General features: G+C 57.8%; 11 protein-coding genes. 5 read left to right on the top strand and 6 right to left on the bottom strand.

The window, feature by feature from the left end; genetic code table 11:
- Positions 1–278: 278 nt before the first annotated feature.
- On the bottom strand, positions 279–1,556 hold the full coding sequence (gene clpX, locus FY152_04685) for an ATP-dependent Clp protease ATP-binding subunit ClpX (GenBank protein ID UXS31426.1): 1,278 nt from the start codon (positions 1,554–1,556) through the stop codon (positions 279–281).
- 292 nt (positions 1,557–1,848) lie between these two features.
- Positions 1,849–2,481, bottom strand: a complete 633-nt coding sequence (clpP, locus tag FY152_04680) for an ATP-dependent Clp endopeptidase proteolytic subunit ClpP (GenBank protein UXS31425.1) — start codon at positions 2,479–2,481, stop codon at positions 1,849–1,851.
- A 453-nt stretch (positions 2,482–2,934) separates the two neighbouring features.
- Here clpP and FY152_04675 point away from each other — a divergent pair, with 453 nt between their 5' ends.
- Both FY152_04675 and FY152_04670 read left to right on the top strand, forming a co-directional pair.
- Positions 2,935–4,182: a GGDEF domain-containing protein gene (locus FY152_04675; protein ID UXS31424.1), complete on the top strand. Its 1,248-nt coding sequence runs from the start codon at positions 2,935–2,937 to the stop codon at positions 4,180–4,182.
- Positions 4,183–4,265: 83 nt separating this feature from the next.
- Complete coding sequence (locus FY152_04670; protein ID UXS31423.1) at positions 4,266–5,519, top strand: cytochrome P450; 1,254 nt, start codon at positions 4,266–4,268, stop codon at positions 5,517–5,519.
- Positions 5,520–5,556: 37 nt separating this feature from the next.
- Here the strand turns inward: FY152_04670 and FY152_04665 are convergent, their stop codons facing one another.
- The 4 genes from FY152_04665 to FY152_04650 all read right to left on the bottom strand — a co-directional run bounded on the left by FY152_04665 (position 5,557) and on the right by FY152_04650 (position 8,667).
- On the bottom strand, positions 5,557–5,898 hold the full coding sequence (locus tag FY152_04665) for a cupin domain-containing protein (protein ID UXS31422.1): 342 nt from the start codon (positions 5,896–5,898) through the stop codon (positions 5,557–5,559).
- A 112-nt stretch (positions 5,899–6,010) separates the two neighbouring features.
- Positions 6,011–6,523, bottom strand: coding sequence for a hypothetical protein (locus FY152_04660; GenBank protein ID UXS33205.1), 513 nt, complete (start codon positions 6,521–6,523; stop codon positions 6,011–6,013).
- 352 nt (positions 6,524–6,875) lie between these two features.
- On the bottom strand, positions 6,876–8,159 hold the full coding sequence (locus tag FY152_04655; protein ID UXS31421.1) for an O-acetylhomoserine aminocarboxypropyltransferase: 1,284 nt from the start codon (positions 8,157–8,159) through the stop codon (positions 6,876–6,878).
- Positions 8,160–8,232: 73 nt separating this feature from the next.
- On the bottom strand, positions 8,233–8,667 hold the full coding sequence (locus FY152_04650; protein ID UXS31420.1) for a CoA-binding protein: 435 nt from the start codon (positions 8,665–8,667) through the stop codon (positions 8,233–8,235).
- A 907-nt stretch (positions 8,668–9,574) separates the two neighbouring features.
- Between FY152_04650 and FY152_04645 the strand changes: the two genes are divergently transcribed.
- From FY152_04645 to rpsI, 3 genes are all read left to right on the top strand, one after another.
- Positions 9,575–10,411 carry an EamA family transporter gene (locus FY152_04645; GenBank protein UXS31419.1) on the top strand — a complete coding sequence of 279 codons (837 nt, stop codon included), beginning with the start codon at positions 9,575–9,577 and terminating at the stop codon, positions 10,409–10,411.
- 249 nt (positions 10,412–10,660) lie between these two features.
- Positions 10,661–11,125 carry a 50S ribosomal protein L13 gene (gene rplM, locus FY152_04640; protein ID UXS31418.1) on the top strand — a complete coding sequence of 155 codons (465 nt, stop codon included), beginning with the start codon at positions 10,661–10,663 and terminating at the stop codon, positions 11,123–11,125.
- Positions 11,126–11,127: 2 nt separating this feature from the next.
- Positions 11,128–11,595, top strand: a complete 468-nt coding sequence (rpsI, locus tag FY152_04635; GenBank protein ID UXS31417.1) for a 30S ribosomal protein S9 — start codon at positions 11,128–11,130, stop codon at positions 11,593–11,595.
- Positions 11,596–11,598: the final 3 nt, after the last annotated feature.

Raw genomic sequence — 11,598 nt, 5'->3', positions numbered from 1 at the left:
GCGGCAAGACCGTAAAATTCCACAAAACCCAGCGCCGGCTATTACTCCCGACATTTCCGGTTATCCCAAGGGATCAGGAACCGGGTCGCCGACGGTAATTCACATTTCCGTCATATCGCGCTGCAAATCAGTTGTAAGACTTTATCAGCAAAGCGCAATCCGCTCCAAACGCAAAATCGGGCTCAGCCAAGTTAGGCGCAAGTTTCGCGCTCTGGCCCAACGGAAAAGGCCCGCACGGGTGCGGGCCTTTCAAATTCACCACAGACCGGATCAACCAATCAGGCTGAAACGTTGGTCTTTTCTTCCTGACGATCCGCATAGATGTAGAGCGGACGGGCGATGCCGCTGACCACATCGTTGGAGATCACCACTTCGCGAACGCCTTCCAGGGTCGGCAGTTCGAACATGGTGTCCAGAAGGATCTTTTCCATGATCGAGCGCAGACCGCGGGCGCCGGTCTTGCGGGTGATTGCCTTGCGGGCGATCTCGCGAAGGGCGTCCTCGTGGAAGGTCAGTTCCACATCTTCCATCTCGAACAGGCGCTGGTACTGCTTGACCAGAGCGTTCTTCGGCTCGGACAGGATCTGGATCAGCGCATCTTCATCGAGGTCTTCCAGCGTTGCGAGAACGGGCAGACGGCCGATGAATTCCGGGATGAGACCGAACTTCACCAGATCTTCCGGCTCCAGCTCGCGCAGCACCTCGCCAACGCGACGATCGTCTTCCGCCTTGACGGTGGCACCGAAGCCGATCGAGGTCTTTTCACCACGGGCCGAAATGATCTTGTCGAGGCCGGCAAAGGCGCCGCCGCAGATGAACAGGATGTTGGTCGTATCCACCTGCAGGAATTCCTGCTGCGGATGCTTACGGCCGCCCTGCGGCGGAACGGAAGCGACCGTGCCTTCCATGATCTTCAGAAGCGCCTGCTGGACGCCCTCGCCCGACACGTCGCGCGTGATGGACGGGTTGTCCGACTTGCGGGAAATCTTGTCGACTTCGTCTATATAGACGATACCGCGCTGGGCGCGCTCGACATTGTAATCCGCAGCCTGCAACAGCTTCAGGATGATGTTTTCCACATCCTCGCCGACATAACCGGCTTCGGTCAGCGTCGTTGCATCCGCCATGGTGAAGGGAACGTCGATGATGCGGGCGAGCGTCTGGGCAAGATAGGTCTTGCCGCAACCCGTCGGGCCGACGAGCATGATGTTCGACTTCGCAAGCTCGACATCGCCATTCTTGGAGGCGTGCGCGAGGCGCTTGTAATGGTTGTGAACGGCAACAGACAGGATCTTCTTCGCCTGTTTCTGGCCGATGACATATTCGTCGAGGATCTTGATGATGTCCTGCGGGGTGGGAACACCCTCACGCGACTTCACCATCGACGTCTTGTTCTCCTCGCGGATGATGTCCATGCACAATTCGACGCATTCATCACAGATGAATACCGTCGGTCCGGCAATGAGTTTCCGGACTTCGTGCTGGCTCTTGCCGCAGAATGAACAATAGAGTGTATTTTTAGAGTCGCCGCCGTTGCTGCCGCTGACTTTGCTCATATCTCTTTCCTTCCAGCACGCCGCAGGTCCGCCAAACGGATCGCGGTCAACTTACCGCCCGCCGATACGGCCAGCCCTTGGGTGCATTGCCGTATCCGCCTCGTTTCCCGGGGTACTAGCCGTATCAGATACAGGAGCTGACAACCGGCTGCAACGAATTCCCCATCAAACCAAAGGCCACGTCATAAAAATTCAACACAGCCTTTATATATACTAATATCGCTTTCTGTTCCGGTTGAAAGCCCCGAAATTACTTTGCGGGGTTAAACAAACGTCAAAAAAGCGTCGCGCCTCAATTCGCGGCGGCGCCCTCGATTTCCTGGCGCGAGGTCAGGATCTTGTCGATCACACCCCAGTCCTTCGCCTCGTCTGCATCCATGAAATGGTCGCGATCAAGGGTTTTTTCAACCTCTTCGAGCGTGCGGCCGGTATGCTTCACGTAGACTTCATTGAGGCGGCGCTTCATCTTGATGATGTCGCGGGCGTGACGCTCGATGTCCGAAGCCTGGCCCTGGAAACCGCCGGAGGGCTGGTGCACCATGATGCGGGCGTTCGGGGTTGCGAAACGCATTCCCTTTTCACCGGCGGCCAGAAGCAGCGACCCCATGGATGCAGCCTGACCGACGCAGAGCGTGGAGACCGCAGGACGGATGAACTGCATCGTATCGTAGATCGCCATGCCGGCGGTCACGACGCCACCCGGCGAATTGATGTAGAGCGCGATTTCCTTCTTCGGGTTTTCAGCCTCGAGGAAAAGCAGCTGCGCGCAAACGAGCGAAGCCATCTGGTCTTCCACCGGGCCGGTGAGGAAAATGATGCGTTCCTTGAGAAGACGGGAAAATATGTCGTAGGAGCGTTCGCCGCGATTGGTCTGCTCTACGACCATCGGCACCAGAGCCATGGCGGTATCAACTGGATTTTTCATGTCCGTCCTTTGTCAAACTCTGCCCTTCGCGAAAAACCGCTCCGGAATCACTTCTAACCTTCATTCTTCCTACATAGAGTGTCCCTGCCCCGTACTTCAAGACACGAAGCCGCATATCCTTAACGGCTCAACAGCGTTTGCGGGCCTTTCGGGCCGAGGTTGACCGGGCTTTCGAACCGCCTGGTGCCGGTCGGGCCTCTTTCCTTTGCCGCCACCATTTTTTTACTATGGCAGGCGACGACGGCAAAAATCGCCCGCCATGCACAGATATAACTTCTCACCGGCAAGAACTCGTTAGTATTTGCTGCAGATACTGACCAGCGAATTTTCGGTTCCCGTCGGGGGAATGGGCCCATCCGGGCGAAATGGCAGCTCAACAATTCAAGCGGGCATAACGCACCTCGTGCGCAAGGGCCCGCTTTTACCGCATTATGGCGCAGATAGGATTTTGCAATGCTGGATGCAAAGACGAGCACGCTACTATGGGCGGCGGAAACGTTCACCCTTGCCGTGCTTTTGGGAACGCTGTGGCTGCACCGCCCTTCCCGCCGGCATAATCTCTATTTCGCCGCCGGCTTCCTCGCCACGGGCTTCGGCACTGTCATGGTGGCCTTTCGCGGGGATATTTCCAGTTTTCTGTCCATTCAGGTCGGCAATACGCTCGCACTTTCCGCCTTCGGCTTCTGGCTCGCAGGCCTGTTAGGCCTGGAGCAGCGCAAACTCGGCGGCTGGATTGCAATTCCCGCCCTGCTGTGGATCGCCGGAATGTTCGTGCCATCCGTGCGCGAAGACATGGTCGCCCGCATCCTGCTCTATCATGCCAGTGCTGCCACGGGCTATTTCATGCTCGCCGGTGTCCTTCTGGCCAGCAGGGCGCGCGCAACACGCAGCCGAAAGGTACTGGCCACGATCCTGATCCTGCAGGCTTTTGCCGGAGCGCTCGTCGCATCCATCGTCATCCCTGCCAATGCCGCGGTTCCCAACGCCATTCCGATGACGTCGGCGCTCTCCATTTCCGGCATGCTCGGCTTCACGGCTATCATCATGATCAGCGCCAAGATCATCATGGAGGATACGGAGATTCGTCTCCACCGGCTCGCCATGACCGATCATCTGACCGGCGTTCTCAACCGTCGCGGTCTCCTGGAGGAGTTCGAGCGCATCAAAAAGCGGTCACCGGGATCCAGCCGCTATGTGGCTCTGGTGCTGTTCGACATCGATCATTTCAAGAAGATCAATGACAGATATGGCCACCAGTCCGGCGACGCGGTGCTCGTGCATTTCTGTAATATCGCGCAGCGCGCGATCGGCGATCGTGGCCTTTTCGTCAGAATGGGAGGCGAGGAATTCGCTCTGGTTGCCGAAGTCGAAAGTCCTTCCAGCACGGCGACGCTTGCGGAAGCCATCCGCAGCAATCTGCGCCTTTCAAAGATCAGTTCGCGTGGTGAAGGCATAGAGGTAACCACAAGCGTCGGCATATCCGAAGCCATGATCAAGGATGCCGACCTGAGCGTGATGATGACGGAAGCCGACCGCGCGCTCTATGCCGCCAAGAAGGCCGGGCGCAACCGGACCGTCATCCACGTTAATTCGGCCAATGTCGTCGTGCCCGCCTCGGACCGCGAGGAAAATCCGATGGACAACAATGCCGACCGCCAGGTCGCGGCCCTGAACCGGATAGCCGCCATCGCCAGCCGATGATGATGTAACCATCCAGTGACATACATAGGGGTATCCGGAAGGGATTTCCCTCCCTTCCCAAAGCGCCGCGCGCGGAATAGATCATGGGTATGACAACGACATTTCCCTTTCTCAAAATCGACCCCGCCACCCGCCGCGTTTCCCTTGATGCCCGCGACCCGGCTTTCTACAGCGATCCGAACCCGGTCTATGCCGCCCTTCACGCTGAATGTCCCACCTTCTACTGGGAAGAGCAGCGGCAGTGGTTTTTCACCGGATACGACCACGTCAGCGCCCTTCTGCGCGACCGCCGGTTCGGACGGCAGATCCTGCATGTGGCAAGCCGCGAGGAAATCGGTCTGGCGGAGCCGCAGGACCATGTGAGGCATTTCGACGCCGCCGAGCAGCATTCGCTGCTGGAACTGGAACCGCCGGAACACACGCGGCTGCGCACGCTCATCAACCGCGCCTTCGTGTCGCGGCATGTCGACAAAATGAAGCCGGAAATCGAGGAACTCGCCAACCGTCTGATCGACGCCTTCGAAGCGAATGGCGAAACGGAATTGCTCTCTTCCTATGCCGACATCATCCCGGTGACGATGATCGCCCGCATGATCGGCATTCCCGAGGAGATGGGGCCGCAGCTTTTGAAATGGTCGCATGCCTATGTCGGCATGTATATGTTCAAGCGCACGCCGGAAGATGAGCTTCTGGCCGACAAGGCCGCACATGAATTCTCAGACTATGTGCGCAGCGTGATCGCGGAGCGGCGAGCGGAGCCGAAGGACGATCTGCTGAGCCACATGATCCACACGGAACACAAGGGCCAGTACCTCACCGATGACGAGCTCATCTCCACCACCATCGTGCTGCTGAATGCCGGGCACGAGGCGACCGTTCACCAGATCGGCAATTCCGTGCGCATCATTCTGGAAAGCGGCATCTCTCCAGAGACGCTGTTCAACGACGATGCAACCACGGAACGGACGGTGGAAGAAACCCTGCGCATCTGCGCGCCGGTGCATATTTTCCAGCGCTGGGTTCTGGAACCCGTCGAAATCGACGGCGTCACGTTCAAGCGTGGCGACAAGGTCAGCCTCATCCTGGCAGCCGCCAATCTCGATCCCGCAAAGTTCTCCGATCCGCTGACCTTCCAGCCCGACCGCAACGAAGGTGCCAATGTCTCCTTCGGCGCGGGCATCCATTTCTGCATCGGCGCGCCGCTGGCGAGGCTGGAGCTCAATCTTGCGCTGCCGCTGCTTTTCAAACGCCTGCCGGGCCTGAAGATCGCCGAGCCGCCCAGGGTCAAGGATGTCTATCATTTCCATGGTCTGGAGCGGCTCGATCTCAGTTGGTGAGATTTGGCTGATAGAGCATCGCGAGGACCATCCGGTTTCAGAGCCGGATGACGTAGTCCTTACGCGTCGTTTCCACGACCTCCCAGGTGCCCGTAAAGCCCGGGCGCAGGATAACGCGGTCGCCCGGTCTCAGATCGCGCGGCGCACCGCCGTCTTCGGTCAGGATGGAATGGCCTTCGAGAATGTTGAAATATTCCCATTCATCATAAACCACCCGCCATTTGCCGGGCGTGGACTGCCAGATGCCGGCATAAATGCCGCCGGGAGCCTCCTCGAGATTCCATGTGGTGAATCTGGGATCGCCGGAGATCAGCCGTTCCGGCGCGGGCGCGCCATATTCCAGTTCGGCGACATCATCAAAGGACAGAAAATTCGTCATGACGTCCCCTGTCCGTCAAATGTTGTTGGTATACAGCTTTGCGCAATTGTGGGTGTCTCGTCAAATAGTCTCGAATATCCCGGCCGAGCGTTGCTGCGGAGGAAACGCGTCGCTACTCCATCTTCGTCCAGCCGAAAACCAGCCAGGTATATTTTGATTTCCCGTCGGGCTCGGCGGTATACGTCATCTGCATATCCCCGTCCTTCGCATAAATATCGAGCCGGGGCGCCGTATCGAGTTTCAGCCAAAGCGAACTCTTGTCAAAAGACCATTTTCCGCACCAAACGCATGAAGCTGGCGGGTCACCGGCCTGGTGGAAATTGTAACGCCCATCAGCGGTGATCTCCAGATAATCAAAGGCGGTGTAAAATGTCGTCACCGTTTCCTGGAACAATGTCGCGTCCGCCTCCTGCTCGGGCGTCGGCTCCGTCTTCATATCCCGCGGCGGGCGGGTGGTCGCGCCGCTGAGCTTCCATTTGCCGACAAAATCCTGCTGTGTCGGGTAATATTCCGACTGCGCATGCGCCCACGAAGCCGGTGCTATGCCCGGAATACCGGAAATGACCACAATTCCAATCGCAAGAGAGAAGGTAACAATTCGAAACAGTCCAGCGTAGCTTTTCATCAGGCGCATCTTTCACGATGGGATTGCAAGGGGTTCTGTTCTAGGCAGATTCGGTTGCGGAATCGATAGATGCACGGCCGGCATGTGGCGCGAACTCGACGGATCGACCGTCTAGCGACGGGGACGGGGATAGCATTTCCGGATAAATTTGAGAGGCCAGAGCCATAAAGCGTTTGCCCGCCTCCCCAGATTGCCAATGCGTACCGGCAACACCCATCCTGAAAAAAGGCATGAATTGGTTCAGATAGACGCCGCCAAAAGCACCCTGTTTCCAGGGTCTTTCGGCGGCGGTTCAATGGCTGTGAAATTTCAGCTGAAACGATGCGGGATCAAGACCGCGTGGCGGACCGCATCAGACCCTGGCAAGCGATTGTTCGAGATCGGCTATGATGTCCTTGACGTCCTCGATACCAATGGACAGGCGCACGACATCCGGTCCGGCGCCCGCCGCTGTCTGCTGCTCAGTCGTCAGCTGCGCATGGGTGGTGGAAGCCGGGTGGATGACGAGCGAGCGGGTATCGCCGATATTGGCGAGATGGGAGAAAAGCTGCAGCCCTTCCACCAGCGCCTTGCCCGCCGCATAACCGCCCTTGACGCCGAAGGTGAAGACGGAGCCCGCGCCCTTTGGCGAATAATGCTGCTGGATGGCGTAGTTGTCGCTGTCCTCCAGCCCAGCATAATGCACCCAGCCGACCTTCGGATGCGCCTTCAGCCACTTGGCGACGGCAAGTGCATTGTCGGAATGGCGCTGAACACGCAGCGGCAGCGTTTCTATGCCGGTGAGGATGAGGAAGGCATTGAAGGGCGAGATCGCCGGCCCAAGATCGCGCAGGCCAAGCACGCGGCAGGCGATGGCGAAGGCGAAATTGCCGAAGGTCTGGTGCAGCACAACACCGGAATATTCCGGCCGCGGCTGCGACAGCGCCGGATAGCGGTCCGTTGCCGACCAGTCGAAGGTTCCGCCGTCCACGATGATGCCGCCCATGGAATTGCCATGGCCGCCGAGGAATTTCGTCAGCGAATGCAGCACGATATCCGCGCCATGTTCCAGCGGCCGCAGCAGATAGGGGCTTGCCATGGTGTTATCGACGATAAGCGGCAGGCCGTGCCGATGGGCCACTTCGGCGATTGCGGCGATATCCACGAATGTGCCGCCCGGATTTGCGAGGCTTTCGATGAAGATGGCGCGCGTGCGCTCATCGATCTGACGTTCGAAACTGGCCGGATCGGTCGCATCGGCCCAGCGCACCTGCCAGTCGAAGCCCTTGAAGGCATGGCCGAACTGATTGATGGAGCCGCCATAAAGCTGCCGGGCCGCGACGAAATTGTCGCCGTGCTGCAGCAATGTGTGGAAGACGAGCAATTGCGCGGCGTGACCAGATGCGACCGCAAGCGCCGCCGTGCCGCCCTCGAGTGCGGCAACACGCTCTTCCAGAACGGCCTGGGTGGGGTTCATGATGCGTGTGTAGATATTGCCGAACTCTTTCAGTCCAAACAGGGCGGCAGCATGATCGGCGTCACGGAAGGCATAGGCCGTGGTCTGATAGATAGGCGTCGCGCGCGCGCCGGTGGTTGGATCAGGCTGCGCGCCCGCGTGTACGGCCAACGTTGAAAAACCGGGATTGCTGCTCGACATGTTGTTTCCTCCAATGAAATTTTGGAGGGATCATAATGCCTTGCCGCCAAATGATAAGTCCGATCTGTACCAACTATCGCACAATATTGAGACGTGGATACTCAATTGCGGGGCAACGGTCCATCACAACGTTTATGCCATAGGTCTCGGCCTTGGCCGCGGCATTGTCGTCCCTGACGGAAAGCTGCCCCCAGATCACTTTCGGCCGTCGCGGCAGCAATATCGCCTCTTCGACGATGGCCGACAGATATTCTGGCGCGCGGAAGACATCGACCATATCCACCGGCTCGGGAATATCGGCCAGCCGGGCATAGACCTTCTGCCCCAGTATCTCCTTGCCCGCCTGACCGGGATTGACCGGAAATACGCGGTAACCCTTGGACAGCAGAAAGCGCATCACGCCATGGCTCGGCCGCTCCGGATTGGGCGAAGCGCCAAGCAGAGCGATGGTGCTGACATCCGTCAGGATTTTTCTGAGGTAATCCGGCTCGTACGTATCATGCTGCATGTCAACTTATCCTTCTGGCAGATCGGGTAATTTCAACGCTCCCAGCCCAAACTCACGATCGGAGAGCCGATGCAAGCATCACGTTTCCTGCATGAGCATCATTGGCGCCGTTACCAGCGGCGATCATCTCCATCTAGGAAACGGCATCGCTTTCTTGAACCCCTGCCCCGCCCGAAAATCACAAAATCACCGGGTCGCCGTCTGCGTCCGTGGATTTTGTCCGCGCAAAATGATTTCACAAAAATACGGTAACCGCCGTTGTATTGAGTATTCTAATCCAGTTTCGAAAAAGGCGCATATTGGAAGAAATACTTGCAAAAACAACATTTGCGTGCATTTTATGCGCTCTTCGTCTCCTGTTTGTTTTCATTCCGTTCACCGATGAATTAGGCATATCTAATTTTCAGAAAGTTATTCTGCAAATCAATCCATATTCATATCTGTAACGTTGCAGTTAATGGTTCAGTAATGTTATGAAATTCCTTTTCATTTTTAACGTCAGTCGCAGCATTAAATTGATACAGTTTTTCGCGCGGGAGCCGACGCGATTTCAGTCGAACCCGGCGATAAAAGCAGACCAAATTTCAGGAAAAAACCGCTCCATCACAGGAAGACCAGCTGTGCATCCGGCACTGGTGGGCTGTTTTCGCAGATGAAATCATGGGCAGCGCGAGGCATCCCTTGACGCGAAAGCCGACCGCCCTGCCTCGCAACATGCATAAACCGAAAATTTGACACGCGTTGCAATCCGCAAAGCGGCTGCGGCCTGCCGAGAACATGATCCAACGGCGTTTCACATCCACTTTCGGGCGATCAGCCGTCCCGCATTACCTTTGTCGAAAATGGATTCCGGTTTTCAAACCGATGCTGTAGGTTGCACAGAATAGCCTGCGAGCGAGTCTCTATTGTGACAATTGACATTCTTCTTCTTGTGCTCCTGGGCGCGATACTGCATGCCGGCTGGAATGCGCTGGTCAAATCCGGCTCCGACAAGTCACTCGACGCCTCGCTGATTGCGGCCGGGGCCGCCGCCTGCTCATTGCCTTTCCTGCCCTTTCTGCCGTTTCCCGCGCCCGTGGCCATTCCATTTCTGATTGCCTCGGCCGTTCTGCAGTTTGCCTATTTCCGCCTTGTCGCCGCCGCCTATACGATCGGCGATATCGGCCTTGTCTATCCTGTCATGCGCGGGGTGGCGCCGCTGATCGTCGCGGCGACAAGCAGTCTTTTTCTGAGTGAGGTTTTGAGCCCGCTTGCGCTCGCCGGGATCGCCATCATTTCCGGCGGCATATTGACGCTCGCCTTCGAGGCGCGGCGGGGCGGCGGAAAGGCGATCATCCTTGCGCTTATCAACGCCTTCGTGATCGCCTCCTACACCTTCGTCGATGGCGTCGGTGCAAGGCTTTCCGGCAATGCGATTTCCTATACGCTGTGGATGTCTCTTCTGCCGCCGGTGCTGCTTTTCGGTTTTGCGTTTTACCAGCGCGGGGTAAGCCCTGTCATCCAGCATGTCCGGCGTAACTGGTGGCGCGGACTGATCGGCGGCGGCGGCTCCATCCTCTCCTACGGGCTCGCCCTTTACGCCATGACCAAGGCGCCCGTCGCCGTTGTCGCGGCGCTCCGGGAAACCTCCATTCTCTTCGCGCTGGTGATCTCCGTGGTGATCCTCAAAGAACGCGCCAGCATCTGGCGTTATCTTGCCGGAGGCATCATTGCAGCGGGCGTTCTGGTGATGCGGCTGGGGTAAAACGGGCCAGAATAATGAGGTAAAATAATACCCCATCATCAAGCCATTGTTTTTGCTGTTTTATTTTTACGACCTTCAGAATTCGTCATGTTGACGCTTTCCCCCGCACGCCGTATAAGCGCGCCAGACCGGATTCCAGTTGGAATAGGGTCATTTGCGGTTGCCTTTGATGGCAACCAAACCAAGCAACAAGAAACGCCCGTATGCTCTTAAAAGAGGATGCCGGGTCCACGTTAGAAAGTGAAATCCATGTCTACTTTCGTTCAGAAGCCTGCTGAGGTGGAGAAGAAGTGGGTCATCATCGACGCCGAAGGCCTCGTTGTTGGTCGCCTCGCCACCATCGTTGCAACCCGCCTGCGCGGCAAGCACAAGGCTACCTACACCCCCCACGTTGATGATGGCGACAACGTCATCGTTATCAACGCGGAAAAGGTTGCCTTCACCGGCAACAAGTACTCCGACAAGAAGTACTACTGGCACACCGGTCACCCGGGTGGCATCAAGGAGCGTACGGCTCGCCAGATCATCGAAGGCCGCTTCCCGGAGCGCGTCGTTGAAAAGGCCATCGAGCGCATGATCCCGCGCGGCCCGCTCGGCCGTCGCCAGATGAAGAACCTGCGCGTTTACGCCGGCTCGAACCATCCGCACGAAGCACAGCAGCCCACCGTTCTCGACGTGGCCGCGCTTAACAAGAAGAACGTAAGGAGCGCCTGATAATGGCCGATCTTTCCTCTCTGAAAGACCTCGCCCCGGCATCGGAAGCTTCGGCTCCCGTGCATGTCCGCAAGGTTGACACCCTCGGCCGCTCCTACGCGACCGGCAAGCGCAAGAACGCCGTAGCCCGCGTATGGGTCAAGGCCGGTTCTGGCAAGATCATCATCAACGGCCGCGATTTCACCACGTATTTCGCACGTCCGGTTCTGCAGATGATCCTTCAGCAGCCGATCGTCGCCGCTGCCCGCACGGGCCAGTTCGACATCATCGCCACCGTTGCCGGTGGTGGTCTGTCCGGTCAGGCCGGTGCCGTTCGTCACGGTCTGTCCAAGGCCCTCACCTACTTCGAACCGGGCCTGCGCTCCGTTCTGAAGAAGGGTGGCTTCCTGACCCGCGACAGCCGCGTTGTCGAGCGTAAGAAGTACGGTAAGGCCAAGGCCCGCCGTTCGTTCCAGTTCTCGAAGCGCTAATCG

The organism is Agrobacterium tumefaciens, from assembly GCA_025560025.1.
GTDB lineage: Bacteria > Pseudomonadota > Alphaproteobacteria > Rhizobiales > Rhizobiaceae > Agrobacterium.
Note: the sequence above shows the minus strand (reverse complement) of the source record. Positions and strands in the feature narration are given on the sequence as shown.

What these genes read in the sequence shown, in the direction of transcription:
- clpX (UXS31426.1), bottom strand. Translation starts at nt 1,556, where the DNA reads ATGAGCAAAGTCAGCGGCAGCAACGGCGGCGACTCTAAAAATACACTC.
- clpP (UXS31425.1), bottom strand. Translation starts at nt 2,481, where the DNA reads ATGAAAAATCCAGTTGATACCGCCATGGCTCTGGTGCCGATGGTCGTA.
- FY152_04675 (UXS31424.1), top strand. Translation starts at nt 2,935, where the DNA reads ATGCTGGATGCAAAGACGAGCACGCTACTATGGGCGGCGGAAACGTTC.
- FY152_04670 (UXS31423.1), top strand. Translation starts at nt 4,266, where the DNA reads ATGGGTATGACAACGACATTTCCCTTTCTCAAAATCGACCCCGCCACC.
- FY152_04665 (UXS31422.1), bottom strand. Translation starts at nt 5,898, where the DNA reads ATGACGAATTTTCTGTCCTTTGATGATGTCGCCGAACTGGAATATGGC.
- FY152_04660 (UXS33205.1), bottom strand. Translation starts at nt 6,523, where the DNA reads ATGAAAAGCTACGCTGGACTGTTTCGAATTGTTACCTTCTCTCTTGCG.
- FY152_04655 (UXS31421.1), bottom strand. Translation starts at nt 8,159, where the DNA reads ATGTCGAGCAGCAATCCCGGTTTTTCAACGTTGGCCGTACACGCGGGC.
- FY152_04650 (UXS31420.1), bottom strand. Translation starts at nt 8,667, where the DNA reads ATGCAGCATGATACGTACGAGCCGGATTACCTCAGAAAAATCCTGACG.
- rplM (UXS31418.1), top strand. Translation starts at nt 10,661, where the DNA reads ATGTCTACTTTCGTTCAGAAGCCTGCTGAGGTGGAGAAGAAGTGGGTC.
- rpsI (UXS31417.1), top strand. Translation starts at nt 11,128, where the DNA reads ATGGCCGATCTTTCCTCTCTGAAAGACCTCGCCCCGGCATCGGAAGCT.